The 27,000-nt window shown below is 35.3% G+C and carries 24 protein-coding genes; 11 read left to right on the forward strand and 13 right to left on the reverse strand.

From position 1 onward, the window contains the following. Positions 1–2 precede the first annotated feature (2 nt). Positions 3–4,058, forward strand: coding sequence for a TIGR02680 family protein (locus OTK00_RS00555; protein WP_045168526.1), 4,056 nt, complete (start codon positions 3–5; stop codon positions 4,056–4,058). After that, positions 4,055–5,317 (forward strand): TIGR02679 domain-containing protein, encoded by a 1,263-nt coding sequence (locus OTK00_RS00560; RefSeq protein ID WP_045168525.1) that lies wholly within the window; start codon positions 4,055–4,057, stop codon positions 5,315–5,317. The genes OTK00_RS00555 and OTK00_RS00560 overlap by 4 nt, the downstream gene beginning before the upstream one ends. A gap of 124 nt (positions 5,318–5,441) precedes the next feature. On the opposite strand, the gene OTK00_RS00565 is transcribed toward OTK00_RS00560, so the two are convergent. Then, the gene (locus OTK00_RS00565) at positions 5,442–6,794 is read right to left on the reverse strand and encodes a sensor histidine kinase (RefSeq protein ID WP_045168524.1); all 1,353 of its coding nucleotides are present in this window, start codon (positions 6,792–6,794) and stop codon (positions 5,442–5,444) included. After that, the gene (locus OTK00_RS00570) at positions 6,791–7,444 is read right to left on the reverse strand and encodes a response regulator transcription factor (RefSeq protein WP_045168523.1); all 654 of its coding nucleotides are present in this window, start codon (positions 7,442–7,444) and stop codon (positions 6,791–6,793) included. The genes OTK00_RS00565 and OTK00_RS00570 overlap by 4 nt, the downstream gene beginning before the upstream one ends. 218 nt (positions 7,445–7,662) lie before the next feature. Here OTK00_RS00570 and OTK00_RS00575 point away from each other — a divergent pair, with 218 nt between their 5' ends. Next, on the forward strand, positions 7,663–8,214 hold the full coding sequence (locus OTK00_RS00575) for a hypothetical protein (protein ID WP_045168522.1): 552 nt from the start codon (positions 7,663–7,665) through the stop codon (positions 8,212–8,214). A gap of 413 nt (positions 8,215–8,627) precedes the next feature. Here the strand turns inward: OTK00_RS00575 and OTK00_RS00580 are convergent, their stop codons facing one another. From OTK00_RS00580 to OTK00_RS00600, 5 genes are all read right to left on the reverse strand, one after another. Next, on the reverse strand, positions 8,628–9,128 hold the full coding sequence (locus tag OTK00_RS00580) for a GNAT family N-acetyltransferase (protein WP_045168521.1): 501 nt from the start codon (positions 9,126–9,128) through the stop codon (positions 8,628–8,630). 485 nt (positions 9,129–9,613) lie between these two features. Then, positions 9,614–9,751 (reverse strand): hypothetical protein, encoded by a 138-nt coding sequence (locus OTK00_RS00585; RefSeq protein WP_157840993.1) that lies wholly within the window; start codon positions 9,749–9,751, stop codon positions 9,614–9,616. Between the two features lie 77 nt (positions 9,752–9,828). Then, on the reverse strand, positions 9,829–10,374 hold the full coding sequence (locus OTK00_RS00590; protein ID WP_157840992.1) for a hypothetical protein: 546 nt from the start codon (positions 10,372–10,374) through the stop codon (positions 9,829–9,831). Between the two features lie 110 nt (positions 10,375–10,484). Next, positions 10,485–11,180 carry a hypothetical protein gene (locus OTK00_RS00595; protein WP_157840991.1) on the reverse strand — a complete coding sequence of 232 codons (696 nt, stop codon included), beginning with the start codon at positions 11,178–11,180 and terminating at the stop codon, positions 10,485–10,487. An 89-nt stretch (positions 11,181–11,269) separates the two neighbouring features. Beyond that, a complete protein-coding gene (locus OTK00_RS00600; protein ID WP_241765420.1) occupies positions 11,270–12,238 on the reverse strand; it encodes a hypothetical protein in 969 nt (322 codons plus the stop codon). A 764-nt stretch (positions 12,239–13,002) separates the two neighbouring features. On the opposite strand from OTK00_RS00600, the gene OTK00_RS00605 reads away from it, so the two are divergent. Then, positions 13,003–14,247, forward strand: a complete 1,245-nt coding sequence (locus OTK00_RS00605; RefSeq protein ID WP_045168518.1) for an IS110 family RNA-guided transposase — start codon at positions 13,003–13,005, stop codon at positions 14,245–14,247. 136 nt (positions 14,248–14,383) lie between these two features. Here OTK00_RS00605 and OTK00_RS00610 read toward each other — a convergent pair whose 3' ends face one another. The 5 genes from OTK00_RS00610 to OTK00_RS00630 all read right to left on the reverse strand — a co-directional run bounded on the left by OTK00_RS00610 (position 14,384) and on the right by OTK00_RS00630 (position 19,997). Next, the gene (locus OTK00_RS00610) at positions 14,384–14,506 is read right to left on the reverse strand and encodes a hypothetical protein (protein ID WP_268760803.1); all 123 of its coding nucleotides are present in this window, start codon (positions 14,504–14,506) and stop codon (positions 14,384–14,386) included. Positions 14,507–14,535: 29 nt separating this feature from the next. Then, complete coding sequence (locus OTK00_RS00615; protein ID WP_045168516.1) at positions 14,536–15,891, reverse strand: hypothetical protein; 1,356 nt, start codon at positions 15,889–15,891, stop codon at positions 14,536–14,538. An 89-nt stretch (positions 15,892–15,980) separates the two neighbouring features. Continuing rightward, positions 15,981–17,375, reverse strand: coding sequence for a hypothetical protein (locus OTK00_RS00620; RefSeq protein ID WP_045168515.1), 1,395 nt, complete (start codon positions 17,373–17,375; stop codon positions 15,981–15,983). A gap of 112 nt (positions 17,376–17,487) precedes the next feature. Then, on the reverse strand, positions 17,488–18,867 hold the full coding sequence (locus OTK00_RS00625) for a hypothetical protein (RefSeq protein WP_045168514.1): 1,380 nt from the start codon (positions 18,865–18,867) through the stop codon (positions 17,488–17,490). A gap of 116 nt (positions 18,868–18,983) precedes the next feature. Next, the gene (locus OTK00_RS00630; RefSeq protein WP_157840990.1) at positions 18,984–19,997 is read right to left on the reverse strand and encodes a hypothetical protein; all 1,014 of its coding nucleotides are present in this window, start codon (positions 19,995–19,997) and stop codon (positions 18,984–18,986) included. Positions 19,998–20,606: 609 nt separating this feature from the next. Here OTK00_RS00630 and OTK00_RS00635 point away from each other — a divergent pair. From OTK00_RS00635 to OTK00_RS00665, 7 genes are all read left to right on the forward strand, one after another. Continuing rightward, entirely contained in the window at positions 20,607–20,792 is a 186-nt protein-coding gene (locus OTK00_RS00635; RefSeq protein ID WP_241765419.1) for a hypothetical protein, read from the forward strand. Between the two features lie 117 nt (positions 20,793–20,909). Continuing rightward, positions 20,910–22,127, forward strand: coding sequence for an RNA-guided endonuclease InsQ/TnpB family protein (locus OTK00_RS00640; protein ID WP_045168512.1), 1,218 nt, complete (start codon positions 20,910–20,912; stop codon positions 22,125–22,127). A gap of 375 nt (positions 22,128–22,502) precedes the next feature. Next, on the forward strand, positions 22,503–23,648 hold the full coding sequence (locus OTK00_RS00645) for an iron ABC transporter substrate-binding protein (protein WP_045168511.1): 1,146 nt from the start codon (positions 22,503–22,505) through the stop codon (positions 23,646–23,648). Between the two features lie 35 nt (positions 23,649–23,683). Next, a complete protein-coding gene (locus OTK00_RS00650) occupies positions 23,684–24,760 on the forward strand; it encodes a FecCD family ABC transporter permease (RefSeq protein ID WP_045168510.1) in 1,077 nt (358 codons plus the stop codon). A 4-nt stretch (positions 24,761–24,764) separates the two neighbouring features. Continuing rightward, positions 24,765–25,529: an ABC transporter ATP-binding protein gene (locus OTK00_RS00655; protein ID WP_045168509.1), complete on the forward strand. Its 765-nt coding sequence runs from the start codon at positions 24,765–24,767 to the stop codon at positions 25,527–25,529. Positions 25,530–25,566: 37 nt separating this feature from the next. Continuing rightward, entirely contained in the window at positions 25,567–26,001 is a 435-nt protein-coding gene (gene tsaA, locus OTK00_RS00660) for a tRNA (N6-threonylcarbamoyladenosine(37)-N6)-methyltransferase TrmO (protein WP_045168508.1), read from the forward strand. Between the two features lie 24 nt (positions 26,002–26,025). Continuing rightward, positions 26,026–26,565, forward strand: coding sequence for an FmdE family protein (locus OTK00_RS00665; protein ID WP_045168507.1), 540 nt, complete (start codon positions 26,026–26,028; stop codon positions 26,563–26,565). Here the strand turns inward: OTK00_RS00665 and OTK00_RS00670 are convergent. Next, positions 26,541–26,999 carry a DUF3842 family protein gene (locus OTK00_RS00670; RefSeq protein WP_045168506.1) on the reverse strand — a complete coding sequence of 153 codons (459 nt, stop codon included), beginning with the start codon at positions 26,997–26,999 and terminating at the stop codon, positions 26,541–26,543. The two genes, OTK00_RS00665 and OTK00_RS00670, sit on opposite strands and share 25 nt — an antisense overlap. Between the last annotated feature and the right edge of the window lies 1 nt (position 27,000).

Here is a 27,000-nt window from a genome sequence, read left to right on the forward strand (position 1 = left end):
GAATGAGCAAGGAACGCAGGTGGGTGCTATCCCGAGCAGGTGTTTTTAACTACTGGTACTATGATGAAGAGTATTTTGACTTTTTTGATGGAAGGATGCTGATTCGCGGTCCAAACGGGTCTGGAAAGTCTGTCACAATGCAGAGTTTCATAACACTCCTTTTGGACGGCAACTATCATCCATCAAGGCTTGACTCTTTCGGCTCAAACGCGAGAAAGCTTGAGGACTATGTCCTGGGCGAGCAGGATATCTCAGGGAAGAATGAGTCGACAGCATACCTTTTTCTGGAGTTCAAAAAGGAAAACATATTTGTTTCAATTGGTATGGGTATGAGAGCAAAAAGGGGCTCAGGTGTTGACTGCTGGTATTTTGTACTGACAGACAACAGAAGGTTTGGGATTGATATATTCTTCTATGAAAAGATGGGCGAACAGAAGATTCCTCTCACAAGAAGAAAGTTTGAGAACCTGATTGGCAGTGGTGGCAGGGTTTTCACAAGCAGAAGAGATTATATGCAGGAGGTAAACAAGGTCCTGTTTGGGTTTGAAAATGTGGAAGACTTTGAGAACCTGATTGATCTGATAATCCGTGTTCGAGCACCGAAACTTTCAAGGGATATAAAGCCAGACAGGATATGCGGTATTTTGCAAGAGTCGCTTCCTGCACTGTCCGAAAGTGACCTTCGCAGCCTTTCAGAGTCGATTGAAAACATGGACAAAATCCAGACAGAGCTTAAAAATTTGGAGGCAATCCAATCCTGCCTTGAAAAGATAAAAAGAGCGTATGATGAGTACAACAGATTTTTAATGTACCAGAGAATTTCTGAGCTGATAGAATCGTATAAAAAACTGACAAAGGCAAAAGAAAGGTGTGAGATACTCTCAAAAGAGTTTCAAAAACTCACAGATATGGAATCAGATCTGAGAAATAGTCTTGACAGTATTGAAAAGGAAGAACAGGCGCTGAAGTTCAGGCTTGAGAGCATAAAAGAAAGTGATATATTTAAGCTTCAGCAAAAGCTTATCGAACTAAATGCTGAAATTGAGGATTTGGAAACTCAAAAAACTTTAAAACTTTCAAGTTTAAATGACCACATGCAAAGGCTCTCTCGGGCAGATGCTGACATAAAGCACACAAAACACCAGCTTTTGAATTCTCAGAATTTGATAAAGGACTATGTTCAGCAGAGCAAAAAGCTGCTTGAGAGTTTGAATATGCAAAGGTTTTTGGATGTAATTGATATTTTTGAAAAAAATGAGCAAAAGAGTTTGGACATTCTAAAATCTGAGCTAACAAACTTCATAGCTGAAGTGGAAAAGGCTCTTAAAAACTATGATGCCCTGCAGGATGTGCAAAAAGACCTGGATAACCAGCTGAAAAGACTTGACCAGGGCAAAATTCAGCTTCAAAAGTACCAGGATAAGTTAAATCTTTTAATTCTTCAGCTTGAAGATGCAAAAAACATTCTAAAGAGCAAAATCAAGAGCTATTTTGAACAAAATCAAGTTTTAAAAGCAGAGGCTGATGATATAACTTTGATGTTTCAGCTGATAAACACAATATCACAAAAGGGCGAGTATGAAGGTGTAAAGAAGATTTTGAATGATGTGTATGGCAGACATTATCTGTCAATCTCAGACAACTTGCGAAAGATCGAGTTTGAAATGAATCTACTCAAAGAGAGAATTAAAGACAGAAAGCAAAAAATTGAGGAGATTCAGAGCCAGAAAGACGAGTTTATACCATCTTCAGAGAAACAAAAGAAGGTAAGACAGAGACTTTTAGAAAAAGGTGTGCCGTTTGTGCCTTTTTACATGGCAGTTGACTTTAAACCGGGCACAGATGAGAGATTAAAAGCTGTGATTGAGGATGCACTTTTTGAGCTTGGGGTTTTAAATGTTCTTATTGTGCCAGAAAAGTATAAAAATGAAATTGATGAACTTCTGGAGGATGAAAAGGAAGTTGTACTTTTTCCAAAGCCGGCATACTTTTCTCACACACTAAATGAGTATCTTGAGGTTGCAAACTTTGAAAATGCAGATGCTTTGAGACAGGAGGTTGCCGCTGTAATTGACAGTATCCATATAAATCCTGTAGATGATGGAATATATGTATGTGAAGATGGGCGGTTTGGAAATGGCATATTGAAAGGGAAGACAACCACACATGAACAGGCAAGGTATATAGGCATTGAGAACAGGCGAAGGTACAAACAAATGCTAATTTTGCAGCTTGAGGAGGAGATTCAAACTCTTGCAAAAGAGCTGGAAGAAAAGAAAGCTGAGGCAAATTTTCTAAAATCCCGGCTTGAGGTTTTAGAGCTTGAAAAGAAAAACTTTCCGACATCTGCAGACTTGGACACTGCCTTTGACATGATAAATGGGGTTGAGAGGAATATTTCAAAGCTTCAGATTGAGATTGAAGCTTTTGAAGAGAGAATAAAAGAGCTGACAAATAAGCAAAATCAACTGAAATATGAAATTTCACTGATTGCAACAAAGCTGTCAGTACCGTCTTCAAAAGAGGTTTTTGCAAAAGCAAAACAGGACGCAAGTGCGCTGTCGAACTTACTTTTGAGACTTGAGACTGAGGTGCTGCATAAGCAGGAAATTGAAAAAACGCACCAGAGTCTGAACAGGTTATATGAACAGATAAAAGAAAGTGTAGATACTTTAAATGGCGATGTTCACAGGATTTCTGAAAAGTTGGGGGTTTTAAATCTTCAGAAAGGGGAGATTGAAAAAAGGCTTTCGAGCGAGGATGCTCAGAGACTTTTTGACAAGCAGAGAAGAGCGTTTGAGAGGCTTGAGAACATCCCGGTTGAGAGAAAAAGACTTAATGAAAAGCTTTTTGAGGTGACTTCCCAAAAAGCAGCATCTGAACAGAAGCTTGAGTTTTTAAAACAGGATCTTGAGTCAATTGAAAGTGAATATGAATTGGCTATGTCCTCTTTTAAGATAGAGCTTGGATTTGGTTTTGTTTTCAAAGGGGTAGAATTTGAGGATGAGCAAAAGCTTATAGAGTTTGCAAAGTCAAAGGAAGAAATTCTTAAAGAGTATTCTCAGAAGGATTTTTCTTCGATACTTCAGAGGCTTATGTCCATCCATTATACAACACAGATCCAGCTTGCAGAGTTTGGAGCAAACCTTGTTGATTGGAAAGATGACAGAACAACCTACAAAAGGTATTTGTGGACCTGCAGGAAAGAGGGGAGATTTCTTTCGCTTTACCAGTTTATAGATGAAATTGAAATGGAAATTGCCGAGAAAAAGAACTTGATAACAGAGAGCGAAAGAGAGCTTTTTGAAGATGTTCTGGCAAAGAATATAGGCTTTAAGATTTCAAGGAAAATCATGCTTGCCCAGGATTGGGTAAAGAAAATGAATGAGCTTATGGCAAATTTGTCTACATCAAGCGGTCTTACATTCCGGCTTTCATGGGAGCAGAAAAGACAGGAGGCAGAGGATGAGCTTTCTACAGGTGAGCTGGTAAAGCTTTTGAGCAAGGACCCTCTTGCCGCAACAGATGATGACAGAAACAGGATTGCAATGCATTTCAGGTCGCGCATAGAAAAGGCAAAAAGGTACCAGGAAAACCCCGAAAACTTTGCAACGCTCTATGAGATAATCAAAGAGGTTCTTGATTACAGACAGTGGTTTGAGTTCAGGCTCTACTACCAGAAGGTAGGGGAAAGCAGAAAAGAGCTTACAAACAATGCATTTGACAGGTTCTCTGGCGGTGAAAAAGCACTTTCCATATACGTTCCACTGTTTGCGGCACTGTGCGCAAAATATGAGAGCGCTGCGAATTTTGCACCGAGAATAATTGCACTTGATGAGGCGTTTGCTGGTGTTGATGAGAACAACATTGAAAACATGTTTGATCTGATAGAAAAGCTTGAATTTGACTATATAATGAACTCTCAGGTTCTGTGGGGCGATTACAAAACAGTGCCAGGACTTTGCATATACGAGCTTTTGAGAGAGAACAATCAGCCATCTGTGTTAAAAGTAAAGTATATCTGGAATGGATACAAGAAGGTGCTGGTTGAGGTATGACAGAGGATAGGATTTTTTATGAGTGTGTTAAGTACTTTTCGCAAAAAGGCTTTAGGCGTGCGCTGGAGCTTATTTACCAAAAATACAGGTCTTTGGGCAGGTTTTCTGGCAGAGTGATTCTGGAAAATCCGAGTGAAGAGGAAAAAGAGGCTTTGTCGCGGTATCTTAGAAGGGTTTTGAGAGGCGACAGGCTTGTAATTGATGTAAAGGACTTTGCGGAGACAAAGTTTCAGGACACTAAGTTCTCAGGGCTTGATTTTAAAAGCGTTCTGTCAGCGGTTTTAAAAAAAGAGGTTATCACCAAAAAGGAAGAAAAGCATCTGGAAAGTGAAAGGGTGTTGAAGTTTTTTGAAAGTTTGTCGGCACATTTTGAGGCTGATGAAAACGCCGCAGAGGTTTTGGATGCTTTCAGGGAAAATTTCAAATGGTTTGAAAGCTATTACAAAAAGTATTCGCAGAAAGAGTTTTTGGAGATGATGAAAAAGGTCATAGAAGCGATTTTAAAAAGACCGCAGAGCCCTGAGACCTTAGCTATTTTTGCAACAAGGACCACGGGCAACCCCCACTTTTTTGACCATGATAAAGACGCAGGAAAGATATTTTTGAAGCTTTTGAGCATTTTAAGCGGTAAAGAGTTTCCACAGAATGCAGAGGAAAAATCAGAACTGCTTTTTGATAACAACATCTTGATTGATGAGCTTTCAAACTGGTGTCTTTTGTACAACATTGGCGGGTATGTTGAAGATGGAAAAGAGGATGAAGGGCTCAGGTGCTTCGGCAGCCAGAAAAAGCCACTGATTTTACCGCTTTATACAATAAAGGATTACAGAGGGTTTTTTGCATATTCAAATAAGCTTGTGATTGTTGAGAATCCTGCTGTGTTTTCTGCCATTGTGCAAAAAGTCCCTGAGGTTTCTGCTGTGTGCACAAACGGGCATCTGAGGCTTTCCTGCAGGATAGTAATTGAAAGCATAGCAAAAACAAATATTGAGCTGCTTTACTCGGGCGACTTTGACCCGGAGGGGCTTTTGATTGCAGACAGGGTAATTCAAAACTTTGGTGCAAAGCCACTTTGCATGGACGAAAGCCACTATCTTCTGGCACTATCTCAAAATAAGATTGATGAAAGGCGCCTTGAGATGCTGAAAAATATTGAATCTGCTCAGCTTCAAAGCGTCTGCCGGAAGATGAAAGAGCTTCAGCTTGCCGGGTATCAGGAGAGGATTGTGGACAGGATTGTTGAAGAGTTGCAAAATTAATTCGCATGGTGAAAGAAGATTTCAAAATACAACATTAAATTTAAATGATGCAATAAAAATAGGTTCAAGGGGCTGGTGTGAATTTTTTAACAGCCCCTTTGATTTTTGGTATTTCAATGTGTGGTTAACATTTGAACTTTACAATGAACTCAGCTCCTTCTCCTTTTTTGCTAAAAACACTGATCTCACCATTGTGCATTTGGATTATTTCTTTTGCTATTGACAAACCAAGTCCGCCTATTCCTTTTCTGGTATTGGTGCTGTAAAATCTATTGAAAATGTATGGCAGGTCTGCTTCATCGATTCCTTCACCATCATCTTTGATTGATATTTCGATATAATCGTGTTTTTTATCAGCTTTTATAAAAATATTTCCTGTGTCATTTGTATGATTGATTGCGTTTACAATAATGTTGCTGAAAGCTATTTTCAAAAGCTTAGCATCGCCTTTTAATACAATATCATTTTCAAAAAGCCAAAGCTTTCTGTTTCCTTTAATAATATTTAATTCAGAAATAATCTCACTAAAAAGATTTTTTAAGTTTATAGGTTGAGTACTCAGCTGAACTGCCCCCGATTGCAATTTTGATAGCTCAAGAATTTCATTTATTAGATTATTCAAACGCTCAGCTTCTTCCATAATTGAACTTGCATATTCTTTGATTTGGTCTTTTTCCAATATGCCATCGTATATAGCCTCAGCATAACTTTTTATAATACTTAGCGGGGTTCTCAGCTCATGAGTTGTGTTTGCTATAAAATCTCTTCTTAGCTTCTCTGTTGTTAAAAGATTTTGAGCCATGAGATTGATTGTGTTTGCAAGCTCACCAATTTCATCTTTGTTTTTAACATTAATTTTAACGTTATAATTTCCACTTGCTATAGCTTTGGCTGCGTCATTGATTTTTAGAATCGGTTTTGTGAACAGGCTGCTCAGCACATATGCACCGATTATTGATATTAAAAGGGCAGCGATAAAAAGGATAAAGATTTGATTTTTGACATTTCTCACGTCATTTTGTATGTCATGCAAGGGAGTATGAATGAATATTGCTCCTATGATTTTATTATTGTTAATAACAGGCATTCCTAAGGTAAATAATGTACTTCCCTGAAATGTTCTTTGGTCTGTTTTGTAGATAGTTTTTCCTGATAAAACATCCAAAATTGTTTGTCTTTCAATGTTCCTTGTTCTTCCAAACATCAGTCTTCCATAAGAATCTATCAAACTGCCGGTTGAGTCATATATTGATACTCTGCCGTTTATAATACTGGCGATGTTATCTGCTTCACTTGAATAGTCAAGGTTATTCTTAAACTTATCAGCAATGTCTTTTGCGTATTGAATCATTTTATTTTTCAAATTGGTTTTAAAACCACTTGTTATGATATTGCTTTGTAGAAAAAAACTCAATCCAAGCATAATGAAGAGCAAAATCAGTGTGTAGGTAAGAAGTTTTAGGCTTATTCTTCTCATTTTTTCACCTCAAACTTGTATCCATATCCTCTTACTGTTTTAATACACTCTCTGATATCTCCAAGCTTCTCTCTGAGGTTTTTAATATGTGTATCCACAGTCCTGAGCTCTCCGTAATAATCATAACCCCATACGCTGTTTAAAATTTGCTCTCTTGAAAGTGCAATGTTTTGCCTTTCATACAGGTACAGTAAAAGTTCATATTCTTTTTGAGTTAGATTCACTCTTTGGCCTTTTACATAAACCTCTCTTGCTGCTTTGTCAATGAACAGAATGTCAGCTAAAACAGGTTTTTTAGCTCTCTTTAAAATTGCCTTTACACGTGCAACAATCTCCTTGGGGCTGACAGGCTTTACAACATAGTCATCAGCACCAAGTTCAAATCCAAATATCTTATCATCATCCTCTCCGCGGGCTGTCAGCATAATAACCGGCGTATCATCCTTTTTCCTTATTTCTCTTAACACGCTCCAGCCATCTTTTTGTGGCAGCATGACATCTAAGATCACAGCAGAGTACATAGAAGGTTGAAATTTTTCGATTGCCTGGTTTCCGTCTGCTGCTTCTTCCACTTCAAATCCTTCTTTTTCAAGATACAACTTTATTATTTTTCTGAGCTTTTCTTCATCCTCAACCAGAAGTATCTTCAACCTGTAACTCACTCCCTGTGAATTTTGGATACGAAAAGCGGTGATTCCTTAAATAAATTTTACCAGAGACTTGCGCAAAAATCATCATTTTCAAAACACAATTTATTTAAAAAGATTTTCTTCACAAAAACTCCACAGTTTCTTCACATCAGTTTCACAAAGCACCTTTATATTTATAATTGCAAAACAAAATTTTAGTTTTTGGGAGGTTGATTCAAATGAAAAGGAAAATAGGTTTTGTTTTGGCAGCGGCTTTTTTGGTACTTGCCCTGAACTTGGCTGCTTTTGCTGCAACAGGCGTTTCAAACAATAGCTCAACATCAGCAGCTAATGCCACAGTTTTGCACATGGCAAGAGGGTATGGTGCTCAGTTTATGGCTTCAATTGTAGCAAAGCTCACAGGTCTTACAGTTGATGAGGTTGTAGCTTTGAGGTCACAGGGACAGACTTTTTATCAGATAGCTCTGTCAAAGGGTGTGACAGCTGAGAAGTTTAAAGATGCTGTGTATCAGGAAAAAGCTGCTTTGGTTGACCAAAAAGTAAAAGATGGCATCATCACCAAAGAGCAGGCAGATAGCATAAAGGCACAGATGAAATCACGAATTGGCAGCTGCAACGGACAGGGCTATACAAACAGACCACAAACCGGGTATGGAATATTTGGTGGTAAAAACGGGCAAAAGCAGGATATAGGGCAAGGCAGAGGCTTTGGCAACGGCAGAGGCATAAGAAGCTTTGCAAATGCAAATTCTTCAAATCAATCAAAATAAGTTAAGTAGACATTTGGGCTTAGCAGGGTGGTTTGCTCTGCTAAGCCTATTATTTATAGCAATTTAAAATTTTATCTATTTTGTATTTTACGAAAATACCTCGACATGATAGGGATAAATTACAACAGCCTTTATTTCGTCTTTTGCTGTATCAAAAATGAGAACAAAACCTTCATCGAGTTTTGTTGCAAAGAAAGATTCTTTTTCATCTAAAAAGTATGCTTTGATTTCACCCTTTAAAACATTTTTTGTTGTAATGAAGCCTCAGATAATTCATCTGTAGGAAAGTTAATCGGCAGCTCCAAAAATGAAATCTGGTTGGTTCCTATGTAATGCTTTATAAAGAAATTCTTAACTGGTAATAAATATGGATGAAATGGGAAATACAATAACTAACTATAGAAAAAAGCATATTATAATTTAATAGAATACCTTAATTCTCTCAAATTTACTCCTGCAATATTAATTATTCTTACTTTATTATCACTTCTGAACCCATACTTTTCGTAAAAATTCAAAGCTCTCGTATTACCTTCCAAAACCCAAAGGTGACAATAATCAAAATTTTGCTTTTTCAATCTATTTAAAGCAAAATTCATTAATTCATAACCTTGCCCTGTTGACCAATATGCTGGTAAAACATATATAGATATAATCTCTCCATATCCAGCTTCTCCATCACGCGATTTACCAAAACAAACACATCCAGTATCAGTTTCTCCGTTATTTATTATCGCCGCTTCATGCAATTTGTTAGATAACGCCTCAATAAATGGCTTGATCCACCTATCTTCCGAAATCCCATTTAGATATTCTTGCGGTATCAAACCTTTATAAGCTTCTTTCCACGTTAAAGCGTGTATTCTACTCATAATAGCTGCATCTTCAATTTTAGCTAACCTTATATAACTCAATTTTTCTCCCCCATTACTCAAGTATTTATTATCTGCTGTTTTATAATTTAAGCAGAAACTTTTTTTACCTCAAAATTCATACAAAATAAAGCCACTCAAAATCAAATTCAAAAAGGCTAAAGATAGTTACGTGGGTTTGGAACCTGTTATAACTTGCTATTTATATTGCTCGCATTCTTCAGCTATTTTGTAAATATGCAAATTATCTCAATTATACTATTATCTATAATTCTTTTATCTTTTGACCTCTGAATTGATTGAAAAGCATTTGTATTATTGTTATTTTCCCTTTTTTATATATTCATTGCTTTCAAAACCCAAATTAAAGATTCTGTGTCAGTATGGAATAACCAGAACTTCTTCATTGTTTAGAGGATTGCTAAAATAAAGAATTTTTGAACAGGGTCTGGTTTGCAGCAGCAAGCTTTTGTCCCAGGGCGAAAAGAACCTGAAGATAAAACCGTCTGTCTGTGAAAATTTTGCTGTTACAAGATAGCCATCGCTTTCACAAATATCAAAGCATCTTTCATTTCTGTCAAACGTGAAGGTGTTGTAATTTTTGATGTGTATTTTTTCACCCGGATATAGAGCTTCAATAGTGCTTGCTTCTTGAATTTAATCATATCAGTTCCCTTTTAGAATCTCAATACTGTTTTGCATCCTTTTGAGCTGAAGCAAAAATTTTATAAAAGGCAAGATATCAAAATAGTAATAGCAAATGTTCCTCAGGGTTAAGAAAATTATTGATTAAACCATATACACAGTGTAAAAATACAAGGTGTTTTGTATTAAATTCATAAACAGGTTTTCTGTTTTTTGTGGAGTATATTTTTATTCTATAGTGTTTCGGATTGATAAAATCAATCTTTGGTGAAGCAGTTAATACAAAGCCGCTTATGAAATTTTCAAATACCAGAGAGAAATTGTATGCAAATAATAATTGTTCGTCATTACTGATATCAATATCTACCGTGTGTTTTTTATTTTTAAAAACAGAATGGTTAACAATCTTTAGTTTTCTTTTGTCATTTTCTTGTTCTTCCAAACATTGGAATACACAAAAGTTTCCCTCTCTATCCCTTAAAAGAGGATAAACAATTCCATCTAACACATAGCAATCCTGCTTTGTGAGGTTGTGCAAATTTATTTTTATGAGTTCTGTTTTATTTTTGTCAAATTTATATTTGGTGTAAAAATAATATTGTCCGTCAATAAAATTGTAAAAATCAAATGATAAATTTCTCAATGAGCAATCAACCAGATATGAGTCAAAATAGGGTTTTTGCAAAATTATATCCTGTATGAATTTACTTTGAGGATAAAGTATAAAGGTTTCCAATGCATCCACTATGCGTTCTATCTTATGGTTATCCCAGAGCATTTTTTTTCATGTGGCTCAATTTTACCTGTTTTAATAAGTATGTAACCGTCGTTATTATTAACAGGTGGTATATAATCCATAAATGAGAAGGTGTAAAGAAGGTAATCTCCACAGCAATTTCTGGGTTCATAAACATAATATTTCTCATTTATCATGTCGATGAGAATAATCCTGAAGCCTTTTTGTTCTGAATTTTCAACAAAGATTATAATATACCGGTGGTTAATCATTTTGATATTTGAGAGGATGTCTGGCAATTGATTGGTATTATCCAGGTCCATAATTGGCACTTCCATCAGGGTTCTTTCTATAGTTTTGCGAAGGTTAACTTCACAGATGTTTATTTTTAATTGGTTATCATTGACTGCATAAATACATCCATAAAAAGTATAATTTTTATCATCAAAAAACAGCATTTTGTAATAGCTGTTCTTAAAAAAGTATAGCCTGGTTTCAAAAGTTGAGAGGTTACACAAAAATAGTCCAATCATATTGTTTACTTCGCCGATGGCAGAGGGATTTTTTAATATACTTGCAACCAGAATATCTCCAATTTTTTGCGGCACACTTATGGAAAAATTGTTTTCAAATCTGGCATGGGGTTCAAATGTTTTTAAGAATTCTTTGTAATCCGAGCAGATGTCATGCATGTATAAAACTTGAAATGACATCAAAATACCTCCCTGCAACAGTTTTGCCTGGCAATCATAAGATCTTGAGTTTATCAAATGTGAATAAAGATAATCCAGGAAGCTTATCATCATAATATTAGTAAAAATTCATCCCTGTCTTTATTTTTTTCAACAAGTGTAATTAGAAAAGGATTTGAAAAAGGGTATTTTGTAATGAATTCAAGTAAAACAGAAGAAGATTCCAATGAGTACAGCTTTATTTTATAGTGTTTGGGGGTGTCTTTATAGTCAAAACCGGGTGAAATGGTCCCAAAAAGATTGTATTTTGCTATATACTTGTATGTTATATCTACAAACTGCTCTTCTTTGCTCAGAATAAAACTTGCACTTTTTGCGTTATTTCCATTAAGATATTCTTTGCTTATTTTTAACAGATTTTGTTTGTCATTTATCTCTTCAATTGATGAAGAAATAGCCATCAATAACCCATTGTCATAAAACAAAAATTTACTGTCAGGATCAATTGAAGGTTTAATAACTTCTTTGGCAAAGGTTTTAAGATCTAATTTTATAAGCCTTGATGAACCGGTTTTTAAAGATTTTTTAATATAGTAGAAGCAAAAATCTTTTATTGATTCAATATCATCTAAATAGCGAAAAGAAAAATTTTCTGAGATACGTTCAACAATATAATTGTCAAAAAATAGGCTTTGATTTTTAATATCTTCTATGAATTTATTCAGCGGGTAGAATGCAAAAGCCTCCCGGAAATGCTCAGCCATTTTAAAACTTTCGGGAGGATAATACATTTCCTTTTCGTCAGCATCAATTTGTCCAAATTTGATAAAAACAAAGCCATCAGTCTTGCTAACAGGAAAATACCTTATATAGCATAAAGGAAAGAACTTTTGAGGATTATTGTCGAAGACGTAACTGTAAAATTTACTCTCAAAAAGATCTATTACATAAATTTGCCATTTATTGCTTGAAACAAAAGGAAAAATCTTATCATGTATAATTATTGCATAGCGAGGATTTACCATTTCAAAAAAGAAAGGATGAGGCGAAAAGAAATTATCTACTCCCTCCTGCTTCAAATGACTTTCCCAGAGCTTTGATTCAACAATGGGAATTTCAAAAATGTCTTTTTCGTATCTGTTCAGCAGATTGATACTCCTGATAATAATTTTAACATACTGGTCATCAGTATTCCAGTAATAACCGTAAAGTATGCTGTTTGATTCATCAAAGTAAATAATTTTCTCCAGCTCTTTTTCAAAAAAGTAAGTTTTAAGTTCAAGATTAAATAAATTTACAAAGCATATACCAGAAACTTTATATGTTCCCTGCTTTGCTATACCTCTCGTATAATATGATTATCAAATCACTTAAAACTTCATATCTCAATTGGTACATTAAATTATTAGTACCAATTGATTACTGGAAACTGACCTTGATAACAAAGCTTTTCTTAACACATTCACTTCTTAAAAAATTGAATATTAAAATTGACTGCTACAGTTTAAATTTGCCCTTTATCTCTGGTAAACTAATATCAGAAAAAGTTTAAGCCTGATTTAGTTTATTTGGATATTTTTTGACCACCTCCTGCTGGACGTGCTTTGATATCTGCACGCCACAGCTTGAGAAAGACTGAACCCCAAAGGATTACATGAGTAATGTTTACTCGTTTGCTGTGCACGGTCAGTTTACCACATCTGATTTGAGCATGTCAGATGTGTGCACCCTGTAAACTGCTCCGTAGCTCTAATATCGGCGAGGCTGCATTACATGTAATCCCCAGGGATAAAGGGCAAAACTTTTTTCTAACACCACACACTTTAGAAAGGAGGCCTTTAAATTGCCAAATACTTTAATCGTGGGCATTGATATCAGTAGTCAGTCAAATTCTATCTTCTTCATCGATGATGCCGGAAATCACTTGATTAAAAAACCCTTTTCCTTGCCTAACGATCAAGAAGGTGCTAATGAATTAATCAAAAGAGTCATTGACTGCCTCAGCCAGTATAATCTGTCCTACGTTAAATTCGGCATGGAAGCAACTTCACATTACGGTTGGCATCTGCATTTGTATCTTGCTTCCTCTTCTGAATTACTACCTTACAAACCAACCTTTTACGTGCTCAACCCAAGCATCGTCAAAGGATTTAAAAAGATCTACACTTTCTTGCCTAAAACAGATAACATCGACGCTGTCGTTATTGCTGAATGCGTCAGGTTCAGTAAGCTAAATCCAACACCTTTGCCTGACTTCAAATATGCTGCACTACAACGCCTTACCAGAATGCGCTATCACCTTGTTCATAATCTAACTCGCGAAAAAAACAGAGCTCTCAATCTCATATACCTTAAATTCTCCACTTATTCTCAAGACTGCCCATTTTCTGATATCTTCGGTAAGGCATCTTGCGCTATCATCGAAAACTTCACCCCAGATGATATTGCTTCCATGCCTTTAGAAGATTTAATTAAATTTGTATCTGACAACGGCAACAACAGATTATCAGATGTCAATAAAATCGCTGAAATACTTAAAACCGCTGCTAATCGTTCATACAGATTACATCCTCTGTTGGCTGAGGCAAATGACTTAGCTTTGTCTATGACTCTTGAAAACATTAGATTTATGCAAGAACAACTTAAAAAACTCGACAAAGAAATCTCAAAACTTCTTAAAGCTTTCTCCCAAACCTTGACCACCATCCCTGGCATAGGAGATGTTCTTGCAGCCGGCATCATCGCTGAAATCGGTGATATCAAGCGCTTCAAAAATGAAGCTGCTTTAGCTAAATACTCCGGCCTTGTTTGGACTCAATACCAATCAGGCAATTTCAATGCCCAGGAAACCTCATTGGCTAAGTGTGGTAACCAATACCTGAGATACTATCTTGTTGAGGCTGCTAACTGTGTTAGGGTGCACACAGTCCGTTATAAAGCCTTCTACAACAAGAAGTTCTCAGAGGTTACCAAACATCAGCATAAACGTGCCCTCGTCCTCACCGCAAGACGATTAATTCCTCTGATCTTTGCAATGCTCAGCAAAGGTCAAATATATCAAGAAAGAGGTGATGTTTACAATACTTAGTTAATCCCATTTCTTAATTTAATAATCTTCTCAAAACAAGCTGCCAGTTAAATTTTTCCAGGCTGAGCGGCTCGGTATTCTATTGCCTTTTTTGCCCTAATTATCTAAAAAATTTTTTTAAAAAACCCCCTTGACATTATACCGTTTGTCTTAATAAAAAATTTTTGCAATCTACGGGTAAACTGCCAGGTTGATTATTTTTTAAAATGTTGTGTATTTCAGGTGATAAATCCTGAATGTAAACAACGTCAATGTTCATTATTTTGCCCTCCTGATTCTTAGAATGATTTAGCAGAGAAAAAAGGGATAGATTACAAAAGCCTTTATCTCATTTTTGTTTGCATCAAAAATGGGTACAAAACCCTCATCAAGTTTTGTTGCAAAGAAAGATTCTTTTTCATCTAAAAAGTATACTTTGATTTTGCCCTTTAAAACATTTTTTGTTGTGATAAAGCCTGCAGATGAAAATGAATATATGTTTTCAAATACTTCATCTTTTTCAACAAAGAATTCCAGTTTTTCTTTCTGGTGATTTTCAATGTATATTTTTTCAACAGTTAATTTTTGCAGCTTTGAACCTGGCAGATCAGAGTAGCTTGTTTCTACCAGAAAATATCCTTTTTCATCGCAGTATATAAAAGGGATTTCACTTTCAGAAGTTATTAATTTTGATGTTATTCTCTTATTCAAATCAAATTTGAAAATTTCTATACTGTCTCTGTCAAAGTTTTCCTTTGAATACAAAATGAAAGGCGAGTTTTTAGCTATTTCTGGTGAGAAAATGTCATCAGCATTTAAAAAAGGTTCAAATTCAATAGACTGATTTTCATCCGCAGTTGTGATGATGTATCTGGAAAAATCCACTTTTTTCTGGCTCATTGCTTCATCGAGAACATCTTCAACAGGTGCCACAATTAAAGTTTCAATCTTATCTTTGTAATCAGAATTTGAATTGTAAAAGTGTCTTTTTTCAAATGAGCATATTCGACCGGTTTTTATCAAGATGTATTTGTTGTTCCTGTGCTTTTGAATAACCTTTAAGTCTGCTATCTCAAATATGTCATGTTCTTCAAATAGATAGGGATTGATTGGAAATTCCTCTTTGCTTTCCATGTCAATAATTTTGGCAATCTTTTTCGGGTAATCAGGTATGTTTGGAGTAATAACTAAAAGATACCTTTGATTTAAAGCGCTTATATACAGGGGTTTTATAAAATCATCTTCCGGGCTTTTATCAAAATAGTCTATTGAAAAATTGAAAATTACACTTTCAATAGAATTTATAAGATCAGCTTTAATAATTTTTATTTCCACTAAATTTTTGTTTGGCTTTTGGGCTGTGTATACGTATAATATACAGTTTTCATCATCGAATAGCAGAATCTTGTCAATTTTGTTTAAAAACCTGTAGAATTTGCAGCTCAAATCTTTCCCTCTGACAATGAATATATTTTCGGTTGTAATTTTGGGAAGGTATTTTACCATTTCAAACAGAATATCAGCATTTGAAGTAAATCTTGGCTTTAGCACAAAAGTGTTATCGGTTGATTGCAAAAATGGTGATATCCCATCACTTTTGCAGGGCTTATATTTTGATATTTCTTCGCAAAGGTTATGTATATTCAAAATAGCTACATTTCTCATAGGCTGCCTCACCTTTCTTCTCTTTAAACCAAAATTGCGCAGATTGCAAATATTACATGATTGCAAAAAATTCACACTGCACAGGAAAATCAGGGGTTATAGGATTTTATCAGGAATCTGGGATAGATTACAATAGCGTTTAACTCATCAGTCTCAAAATTTACAATTAATGAGAAAAATTCCTGTAAATAATCTATCTTCACTATTGGTATGTTATCATTCATTGAATAAATGGATATATACTTTTCTTCAGGGTTTAGCGTGACGAAAATGGGAAAGTTTTTTAAAAGGTAAAACTCTTCTATTAGCTCCTTTGTAGGGAAATTAATTGGTAGTTCCAAAAATGAAATCTGGTTTGTTCCTATGTAATGCTTTATAAAGAAATTTTTAACTGGTAGTAGATATGGATGAAACGGGGAATACAATAAAAAATATTTGTTGTCTTCTCTGTATACAGGGCTTACTCTTTCTGAAGGAAAAGGGAGAGAGCCTATGAAACTTTTATTTTTTGTCTCCAGATCAAAAGCAAAGATATCAGTTGTTTTTGTCAAAAAGTTTTCTTTTTTGTAAGGTATAAATGGTGAATCAATGTCCTGGGAATAACTTTTTATACTGTAATAAAAACCATAGCCGGGTTTTCCACAATTTAAAAAATCCAATGTCTCATGATACTCGGCTTTATCAATTAGGTATTTGGAAAAAGAGGGCATTGTGCCACTGTCAATGTGTTGAATTAATTCTTCACAGGGAATTATCAGTAATGTTTCAACCTTGTTGATGATGTCTGCACCACAATTGAAATAGTTTCGTTTTTCATCTGGAGTTATTCTGCCAGTTTTAACAAACAAGTAACTTTTATTTTTAAATCTCCCTATATCTGCATGAGAAATCTCAAAAATAGAGTGATGGTCAGTTATAAATGGATCAAGATAAAATTCAGATTTATTATGAAGATCAACTATCAGAGCGGATTTGTCTCTGAATTTTTCATCAATATTTACTAGCATTATATACCTTTTATTGAGTGCAAATGTGTAAATTAAAAGTGAATCTGAAGGTTCATAGCTTTTGTCCATACCTGAAAGTTCCATTGCAAAACTGTAGATCAGCCTTTCTTCTTTTTCTTCTATGTCAATGCTATATAATTGTAATTCAGCAAATCTGGTGTTATTTGAAGATATTTTGTATCCAAGTAAGGTAAAATTCTGGTCATCAAAAGATATTATTCTAAAAATTTTGTTTTTCAGTTTGTAATTAATAATTTGTTCAACTTTGTTATTTTTAAAGGATAAAACAATAATAGATTCAATAACATCCTGTCTGTCGCTTTTTTCCACAATGAACACTATGCTATTACAGCTCTGATAAATAGGATAAACACAAAACCTGTCTTTTTTGTCCGAAGAAAAAGTATAAGTTTCCCATGGAATTTTATAATAGTTCTTTAATGCTTCTGATAAATCCACTACCGGAATTTCAGACATGATATTAAAAACTCCCTTCGATTTTTTAAAATTGAGGGCTGTCAAAGTGAATAATAGTGACAACCCTCAAAAAAATTTTTCACACAGAAACATGCGTAATTTTAGATAAAAGTCAGTAAAAATAAATCAAAATCTCATCTTTTTTATCCGGATTTTCATAGATAAAGATATTATAGCACATATGAACAGAATCCAGCCTGTCAATTAACTTCTGTGTGCTCAGCAAATACACTTTGTAAGTTAGAAGGAGTTTATCATGATTGCTAAAAGCAGCCTCATCCAAATTAAAGTGAGCAGTAGCAGTAATGAAAAAGTTTTTGCAAAGATTTAACAGATAAATAGATTCATTTTCTTCAAGTAGAGGTTCAATCCTTTTTATTTTTGTTTTTTCACCAAAATAAAATATTTCAAGCTGTTCGGGTTTGTTAGTCTTGAATGATTTTACAATATAAAACAGTTCTCTGCCTTTTATTTTTCCCGAGTCCAGTATTTGATATACTGTAAATATTGAATTTAAGATTATTCTTTCATCAAAGGAATAAATAACCTCTTTTTCAGCAATACCTCTTTCTGAAAGTTTAAGCTTTATAAGATCGGATTTGTCCTGTTCTGTATATGTTTTGACATAATAGTAACAATCATTTTCAAACCACCCAAGATAAGAAGAATTTAAAACAGCTTCATAGTCAGCAAAGTCAACCAAATATCTGGAGAATTCTATCTGGTTGTTTTTTAAGTCCATTAAAAATTGTTCAAAAGGAAGAATATATATTTGCTGTTTTACATTAAGAGTTTTGGGGTCAAAAACTTCCTTTTTCATTTCATCCATAACAATATCTAACTTTTCACAATCACCTATCTTGCCTGTTTTAAACAGAATATGCTTATTATTATATAAAACAGTAGATTGTATTTCAAGTTCAGCCAAAAAATTCTGCTCTTGTGAAGGTAACTGATACAGACTTTTATTCTCTATATCAAAAATAAATACACTCTTATAAATTGGAATATCAAGCTTATCTGTAGGCTCTAAAGAAAAAATTAGAAATCTGTCTGAAAGTTCCTTTGCCTCAACAAAGAAGATGGAAACAGCTCTGTTTTTTTCTTTTAAGTGCGCATTGTAAATATTATTTTTGCACATTATATTCTCTCTTTTGTTAATAATATCAATTTCCAGAATATAGATTTCAGACTTTTTTTCATCAATAGCAAGAGCGTATAATAGTTTTTTGCTGTCATCAATTTTTAAGATTCTATCAACAGGTATTTCTGGCTTGTATGAATATACAGGATGCCACGTTTTATTTTTTTGCCATTCATATATGTCAATATTATCAATTTTGTTTGATAAGCTCAAAGTATCTTTTTTCGCAGTGATAATTAATCGATTGGAAAAGCATAGAATCAAACGATGGAATGAATATTTTGAGAAATTTGTTTCTAAGTTTTTCTGAGGTTCAAATAAAAAGCCGGCAAAATTTATTTTTTTCATTATTGTTTTCACCTTCCACTCAGTCTCATTACTACATCAGAAAATAAAAAATTTGCAGTTGTTATTCTCACTGTTTATATATTCACTATCTTCAAAAACCAATTAAAGATTTTGTGTCAGTATGGAATAACCAGAACTTCTTCATTGTTTAGAGGATTGCTGAAATACAGGATTTTTGAACAGGGTCTAGTTTGCAGCAGCAAGCTTTTATCAAAGAGCGAAAAGAACCTGAAGATAAAACCGTCTGTCTGTGAAAATTTTGCTGTTACAAGATAGCCATCGCTTTCACAAATATCAAAGCATCTTTCATTTCTGTCAAACCTGAACGTGTTGTAATTTTTGGTAAGCATTTTTTCACCTATGTAGAGAGATTCAATAGTGCTTACCCGTTGACTTTCAATTATTTCTCTTGCAATGTAAAGGACATCTTTTTTATCAATTTTCCTTCCTTTGATAATTCTGTAATTGGTAAAACGGGAATTTTCCAGTATTCTTTCTCTGGTTGAACAAATGAGGATTGGATTATTGCTATTCTCAGAAAGATTGATTTTGTAGAATTCGGATTTATTTTCATTTACGTATGTTTTAAGGTAGTAATAATTATCGTCTTCAATGAAGTAGAAAGGTAAAACGGCTTCGGTTTGAGCAGTTGTGAGTGTGTATTTTTCCAAATCCACAGAGTTTTTTATAACATCAGCTTTAAACTGTTCAAAAGGGTATATTATGTGTTTTTGTGTATAATAATTGACAGAAGAAATATCACTTTCTTCATTGCTGATAAGAAGGTCATACTTTTCAGAGTTTCCCAGATTGCTAATCTCAAAGAATAAGTATTTGGAATCGAACAAATGAACTTCTGTCATATTGATATTTTTTATTGTTCTTGATAGGGAGCATGGCAATTGATAATATTCTTTTGCTGCAATATCGATGAGAAAAAACAATGGTTCGAATGTTTCTGAGTAGTTTTTATAAGAAGAATATGGTATTAATTTGACAAAGATATATTTTTTATCCAACAATTTTGCATATACTGAATATTCAGCTTTGCAAATAAGGTAATTATTAAAGGTTTCTGATTCTGAAAGTGGAATGTCTATTATGTCTTCCTCTTCAAGCTCAGAACTCATCTTTTTTATACTGAGTTTAGGAAAAGGAGTAGGAAAGCTATGAATTGTAAATATATCTTCACAAGTATCATTATATAGAATTATAATATCATTGGGAAGGTTAAAGTATTTGCATTTAAACTTTTTGGTCTCAATACAAAATACTCCTATCCGGTATAATTTAAATGGATGTTTATAAGTGAAGCAAAAAACTTTGTTATTTTTAAAATGACAGAAGTTTGAAAAATCTCCGGTATTACAATCTGACAAATATTCTCTTAAGCCATCAAATAAGCAAATTTTCTTCAATTAGTTAACCCCCTAATTTATTATTTATTATCAGCACATAGAGGCACCTATCTCAAAAAATTTTAAGTAGCGTTTAAAAATAGGTGCCTCACTTAATCCCGGTGCAATTGGCAACGCTATAGCAAACTGCGCCGTAACAGTATCCGAATCACCAATATTATACTCTTCCTTTGTTTTTTCATCAATCAGTTTTGCTTTTAGATTCTCACCGTTAACAAACTTCTGATGCCTTCCTTTGTTTCAATAAAGCTTTACTTAACTCAAGGAAAGAGGTATAATAATACAGTGAATAGAAAAATAAATAAAGTGGTGATATTAGCTGTGTCAGAATTAATTAAGGATATAGACAATGTAAGGAAAATATCAATTCCAGTGGACACATTAAAATATATTATAGAAAAACTTGAAAATGATATAATATGGGACTATGACTATATAACAGGTGAATTAATTATTATGAAACGTCCTGAGTCTTATGTAGATGCTCTGGCAGGCTTAGGGCAATAGATATGGGAAAAGCTTGAGAGTAAAGAATTTATTAAGAATATAGCAAGAAGACTCCATCTTCTGTAAGAAGGAGATGAATTGCTAAAAATGTGATAAAATATTTCTGGGTGATGTTAAATGTACAAAACACAAAAAAATCATATAAGATGTGATAAACAAACATACAAAATTTTGCGAAAGCTTTGTCACTTTTCAAAAAATCTATACAACTGTGCCCTGTATCATATAAGACAGCACTATTTTCAAACCCACGAACACCTGCGATATGAAAGTGTATATCACATTGCAAAAAGCAACGAAAACTACAGACTTTTGCCATCACAGATTGCCCAGCAGACACTTATTTCGGTTGATGAAACTTTTAAATCTTTTTTGAGCTTGTTGAAAGCCAAAAAAGAAGGAAAGGTAAAAGAAAAAGTTCTAATGCCAAAGTATCTGCCCAAGGATGGGATGTATCAGATAGTTTTTCCAAAAGACCAGTTCAAGATAGAAGATAAGAAAGTGAGACTGAGCCTAGGCAGAAACTTTTCAAAGGAGTTTGGGGTAAGATACCTATATTTTGATTTACCAAAAAACATTGCAGGCAAAAAGATTAAGGAAGTCAGGATAATTCCAAGATACCATGGGAAATGGTTTGAGATTGAGTATGTGTATGAGGAAAAAGAGCAGGATTATGAGCTTGACATAAGCAGGATTTTGGCAATAGACTTAGGATTAAACAACTTTGCAGCGCTTACGGATACCATTGGGACTGCCTTTTTGATAGAGGGCAGGTTTTTAAAATCAGTCAACCGATGGTACAATAAAGAAAAAGCAAGGCTGCAAAGTGTATACTCCAAACAGGGAATCAAATATGGTTCAAAACTTGCTCAAATTTCTCTTAAAAGACAGCATATAGTTGAGAACTTTTTAAATCAGGCTGTAAACGTTGTAGTTAAGCACTGTCTGGAAAATAAAATAGGAATAGTTGTTGTGGGTAATATGAAAGAGATAAAGAATGGTATAGAGCTGGGGAAGGTGAACAATCAGAACTTTGTGGGAATACCATACAAGAGGTTTAAGGGAAAATTAGAAGCAAAGTGCAGGTTATATGGAATAGAGTATGTGGAGGTAGAGGAAAGCTATACGTCACAGAGGTGCAGCAGATGTGGGGTGGTTGACAAAAGTAACAGAAAGCATAGGGGCTTGTATGTATGCAAGAATTGTGGGAATGTGGTGAATGCGGATATAAATGGGGCGATAAACATACTTTTAAAGGTAGCTGGTGAGTCTGCGATAAAGCAGATAACCAGTAGTGGGTGTGTGAACCATCCTGTGAGAATAAGGGTAGCTTAAGATGCTACCAAACTTCTCACGAAGCCTTCACCTCTTCAGGTGGATGGTAGTTCACTGAAGAGATGAGAGAAGAATGGGAACATTAAAAGCGGGGCAAAAACTTGCGTTGGATACTAATTTACTATATGAGTTGCTTGATTCTGACTGAAAGAGTAAATATGGCTCAAAAGCAGAATTAAGTTTACTGATATAGTCAGAATAATTTGTATGGCACCACGAAGGTGCTGTAAATATTTAGAGGTATTGGGCAGGATAAAATTGATATAAGTAAAACCGAAGATTTCGAGAACAAAGCCCACGAAGGGTGAGATTTTCGCCTTTCTGTGGGCTTTATTATTTTATTTATAAATTCATACAGAGGAGGTAAATAAGTTAATGAGAGGCAGAAGCTTTAATCCAAATTATTTTAAGGCAAAAAAGAGCATAGTAAGTGTTTTTCTAATTGCAAGTCTTTTCTTGCTGATTGTGTCAGGTGCGCTTTCGGGTTATGCAAAACAGGAAAAAGCACCTTCAAAGCTAATTGTGACTGACCTTCTTGGCAGAAAAGTGGAGATTGAAAACAAGAAGAACAAAAGAATTGTGGCAATAGGACCTGGGGCGCTCAGGCTTGTTTTGTATGTAAATGGCACAAAGAACATAGTTGGAGTTGAAAATGCAGAAAAGGCATGGGAAGAGGGTTCAAGAACATATATAATGGCATACCCTGAACTCAAAAAACTGCCTGTAATAGGTCAGGGCGGGGCAGACTCATCACCTGACCCGGAAAAACTTATTTCTGTAAAACCTGATGTTATTTTTGCCGCAAGTTTTTTAGACAGAGCAAAGGCAGATGCCCTTCAGGCAAAAACAAAAACTCCTGTTGTTGTGCTTGACTATGGTACAAAGCTTCTTTTTGATGAGAATGTCTACAAATCACTAAGACTTATTGGTAAAATTGTAGAAAGGCAGCAGCGCGCAGAGGATCTTATCAGCTTTATGCAAAGGTGCAAAGCGTTTTTGAATGAAAGGACGAGAAACATTCCTGATTCCAAAAAGCCAAGGGTGTATGTTGGAGCTATCAGCTTCAAAGGCGGGCATGGTTTTGAGAGCACAATGGGCAAGTACTTTCCGTTTTTGGCGACAAACGCAGTAAATGTAGCAGATAGCGCCAACAAAGAAGGATGGTTCATGGTTGAAAAAGAAAAGATTTTAGAGTGGGACCCTGACATTGTATTTATTGATGAGGCGAATATAGATCTTGTAAAACAGGACTACAGGAAAAACCCCGAGTTTTACAAATCACTTTCAGCTTTCAAATATGGAAAAGTCTATGGTCAGCTTCCTTACAACTTCTACTGGACAAACATTGACACTGTTTTGGCAGACACATTCTGGATTGCAAAGGTTGTGTACCCTGACAGGTTCAGAGATGTTGACCCAATCAAGAAAGCTGATGAGATTTACAAGTTCTTCTTAGGAAAGCCACTTTACAGCAAGATGGCAAAGAAATTTGGTGGATTTGTAAGAATTAAGCTTGACTAAAAGATATAAAATATAACAAAAGAGGTTTTGCGAATATGACTCAAAGCAAAGAAAGACAGCAAAATTTAAAGCTTGGCTACAAAAAGCTTATCTTTGAAAAAGTGCTGTTTTTGCTTGTGGTTGTTTTTCTAACAGTGCTTCTTTCAATCTATGCAATATCCTCAGGTTCATCGGATTTGAGCTTTTCGGATGTTTTAAAGGCTTTTTTGGGGAAGTGCGATGAGAGAACAGCTCTTATAGTCTTTGACATAAGACTTGTAAGAGTTGTTGCTGCAATTTTAGCAGGGATTGGTCTTGCAATTGGCGGAGCTGCTATTCAGAGCCTTTTTCACAATCCCTTGGCTTCGCCTTTCACTCTTGGAATTTCGCAGGGTGCTGCGTTTGGCGCAGCAGTTGGGATAATTGTTCTGGGCGGCGGTGCTACATCTTCTGCCGCCTCTGACTCTGTTACAATTTTGCATCCGTCAGTGGTTGTTGCATGTGCTTTTTTGGGGTCAATGCTGTCAACTATAGTTGTGCTTGCTTTGGCGCAAATAAAGAGGTTTTCACCCGAGGCTGTTGTGCTCTCCGGTGTTGCTCTTAGTTCTTTGTTTGGTGCTGCAACAACAATGATTCAGTATTTTGCATCGGATGTCAAAATTGCTGCGCTTGTGTTCTGGACGTTTGGCGATATTGGAAGAGCCACATGGAGCGATGTAAAATTGATGGCAATTTTTGTAATTCTGGCGTGGGTGTACTTTCTGGTAAATTCATGGAACTACAATGCAATTGCAAGCGGTGAGGATATTGCAAAAAGCCTTGGTGTAAATGTCGAAAGGACAAGATTTCTGGGGATTTTAGTAAGCAGCTTTATAACATCTGTGATTGTCTCCTTCCTGGGAATTATAGGTTTTATATGTTTGGTTGCACCTCACATAGCACGAAGGTTTATAGGGAATGACCAGAGGTTTTTGACAATAGCATCCGGGCTTGTGGGTGCGTTTTTGCTTCTTTTGTCAGACACAGTGGCAAGACTTATAATAAAACCGGTTGTTCTGCCGGTTGGTGCTGTCACAGCTTTTCTTGGTGCACCGCTTTTTATGTATCTTTTAATCCGCGGAAAGAAGGTATGATAAAATGCTGAAGGTAGATAACCTTGAGTTCAGCTTCAAAGACTTTCAGGTTTTGAGTGGAATTTCTTTTGAAGCAGGAAGAGGCAGTATTGTGTCAATTTTAGGAAACAACGGCGCGGGAAAATCCACGCTTTTGAGATGCATAGCAAGGCTTTTGAAGCCAGAAAGTGGAGCTATTTTTATAGATGGCAGGGACGCAAATAGTTTTTCGCACATCCAGCTTTCAAAGACTGTTGCATATGTTCCGCAAAGATACACTGCAAACAGGATAACAGTGTATGAAGCAATCCTTCTTGGCAGAAAGCCGCATTTTACAGGGCTTGTTCCCTCTTCAGAAGATTTGGAAAAGGTTGAAATGGCGCTTGAACTTTTTCAGCTAAAACACCTTGCTTTCAGATACTTGGATGAGATAAGCGGCGGTGAGCTTCAAAAGGTGGTGATAGCACGTGCGTTTGTTCAAGACCCGAAGGTTTTGCTTCTGGATGAGCCAATAAACAACCTTGATTTGAAGAATCAAATAGAGGTTTTGAAGATTTTAAAAATGCTCTCAAAACAAAAAGGTATTCTGGTGGTTGTAATTCTGCACGACCTGAATTTAGCAATCAGATTTTCTGACTGGTTTGTCTTTGTTAAGGATGGCAGGATATTTGCCTCGGGTTCAAAAGAGATAATTACAGCCGATGTGATTTCAAGGGTATATGGAATAGATGTAAAAGTAGAAAAACATGGCAATGAAATATTTGTTGTACCGGAGGTTTCTGCTATTTAAACAAAAGTTAATTTTTAAAAGAGGTGATTTTGATCTGATGGAACTTGTAAAAATAGGAATAATTCACAGCCCATATAAAACAAAAGAACAGGCGCCGCGCCAGGGTGCGGATTCAGAAGAGGTTTGCTATATAGAAATATTTGAAAAATACATTGAAGGGCTGAAGGATATTGAAGAGGCAAGATATTTGATTGTTTTGTACTGGGGTCATCAATCAAGCAGAGAAGTTTTAACAACTTTGACTCCGTTTTCTGATGTACCAAAGGGTGTTTTTGCATGCAGGTCTCCAAACAGACCCAATCCAATTCTGCTTGATATTGCAGAACTGATAGATATAAAAGGCAATGTTCTTGTTGTCAAAGGTATTGATGCAATAGACGGCTCACCTGTAATAGACATAAAGCCTTATTATGAAAGAATTGATATTCCCAAAGGGTTAAAAGAGGAAATTTTCAAAGTGCAAAGCAAATGACATGTTTGAAAGGTGGTGTTAATTATGACATGGGAAAAAGAAATGCTCTGGAAAAAAGCAGCTAAGTTTCACGGGCATGTATGTCCCGGGCTTGCAATTGGTTTTAGGGCATGTGAGGCAGCAGTAAAAAAGCTTTCGCTCAGGTTTTCTCACGATGAAGAGATAGTTTGCATTGCAGAAAATGATGCGTGTGGTGTTGATGCCATTCAGGCAATTCTGGGCTGCAGTGCCGGCAAAGGCAATCTTATTTTCAAAGACAGGGGCAAACAGGCATTTACTTTTTTCAGAAGGGATACAAATCAGGGTATCAGAATTGTTTTCAGAGGTTTTAATGAAAACAGATCAAGAGAAGAAAACCTGCAGTATATCCTTTCTGCAGATTTGGATGAGATTTTCGAGTACAAAGAACCAAAAGACAAACTTCCAAATATGGCACGCATTTTCAGGTCTTTGAAATGTGAAAACTGCGGCGAGATGGCAGCAGAGCACAGAATAAGAATTTTGGAAGGCAAATTTTTGTGCCTTGATTGCTATGAAGACTACTCAAGAGGATGGGGAAGATAAAGCTTTTCCTCATCCTCTTTTTTCAAAGCCTCTTTTATATCCTCAATTATCTGTGAAAATATCTCTTTCATGGATAGATTAACTGTTCCGGGAATAAATATTCCGTGAAGATTCAAGGGTATTATGTACTTTTTGCAATCAAGGCTGAAAACCAGATGTGCTATCTTTGCAGTGATTTCACCATTTATGCCACCGCAGCTCAGAATACCAATAGGTCCAACAATTGCATCGGGCACAAAGTTTGTTAAAAAATAGACAATTTCATCTTCACCACAATATCCGCTATCTGCTCCGCTTTTTAGCATGTTCTGCACTGCAACTTCGTTTGTTCCAAGTGCCACGATTTTTACATCATCTTTAAGCTCTTTTTTAAGTCTTTTAATAAATGATTTCCCAAGTCCTGCACCCTGTCCGTCCATCACAGCTATTACCATT

Origin of the sequence: Caldicellulosiruptor morganii, assembly GCF_026810225.1 — a bacterium.
GTDB lineage: Bacteria > Bacillota > Thermoanaerobacteria > Caldicellulosiruptorales > Caldicellulosiruptoraceae > Caldicellulosiruptor > Caldicellulosiruptor morganii.

Coding starts and splice junctions, on each gene's coding strand:
- OTK00_RS00630 (WP_157840990.1), bottom strand. CDS start 19,997: ATGAGTTCTGAGCTTGAAGAGGAAGACATAATAGACATTCCACTTTCA.
- OTK00_RS00595 (WP_157840991.1), bottom strand. CDS start 11,180: ATGTCATTTCAAGTTTTATACATGCATGACATCTGCTCGGATTACAAA.
- OTK00_RS00615 (WP_045168516.1), bottom strand. CDS start 15,891: ATGAGAAATGTAGCTATTTTGAATATACATAACCTTTGCGAAGAAATA.
- OTK00_RS00585 (WP_157840993.1), bottom strand. CDS start 9,751: ATGATTAAATTCAAGAAGCAAGCACTATTGAAGCTCTATATCCGGGTG.
- tsaA (WP_045168508.1), top strand. CDS start 25,567: ATGGAACTTGTAAAAATAGGAATAATTCACAGCCCATATAAAACAAAA.
- OTK00_RS00555 (WP_045168526.1), top strand. CDS start 3: ATGAGCAAGGAACGCAGGTGGGTGCTATCCCGAGCAGGTGTTTTTAAC.
- OTK00_RS00625 (WP_045168514.1), bottom strand. CDS start 18,867: ATGAAAAAAATAAATTTTGCCGGCTTTTTATTTGAACCTCAGAAAAAC.
- OTK00_RS00655 (WP_045168509.1), top strand. CDS start 24,765: ATGCTGAAGGTAGATAACCTTGAGTTCAGCTTCAAAGACTTTCAGGTT.
- OTK00_RS00670 (WP_045168506.1), bottom strand. CDS start 26,999: ATGGTAATAGCTGTGATGGACGGACAGGGTGCAGGACTTGGGAAATCA.
- OTK00_RS00650 (WP_045168510.1), top strand. CDS start 23,684: ATGACTCAAAGCAAAGAAAGACAGCAAAATTTAAAGCTTGGCTACAAA.
- OTK00_RS00645 (WP_045168511.1), top strand. CDS start 22,503: ATGAGAGGCAGAAGCTTTAATCCAAATTATTTTAAGGCAAAAAAGAGC.
- OTK00_RS00610 (WP_268760803.1), bottom strand. CDS start 14,506: ATGAACATTGACGTTGTTTACATTCAGGATTTATCACCTGAAATACAC.
- OTK00_RS00565 (WP_045168524.1), bottom strand. CDS start 6,794: ATGAGAAGAATAAGCCTAAAACTTCTTACCTACACACTGATTTTGCTC.
- OTK00_RS00620 (WP_045168515.1), bottom strand. CDS start 17,375: ATGTCTGAAATTCCGGTAGTGGATTTATCAGAAGCATTAAAGAACTAT.
- OTK00_RS00575 (WP_045168522.1), top strand. CDS start 7,663: ATGAAAAGGAAAATAGGTTTTGTTTTGGCAGCGGCTTTTTTGGTACTT.
- OTK00_RS00560 (WP_045168525.1), top strand. CDS start 4,055: ATGACAGAGGATAGGATTTTTTATGAGTGTGTTAAGTACTTTTCGCAA.
- OTK00_RS00665 (WP_045168507.1), top strand. CDS start 26,026: ATGACATGGGAAAAAGAAATGCTCTGGAAAAAAGCAGCTAAGTTTCAC.
- OTK00_RS00640 (WP_045168512.1), top strand. CDS start 20,910: ATGTACAAAACACAAAAAAATCATATAAGATGTGATAAACAAACATAC.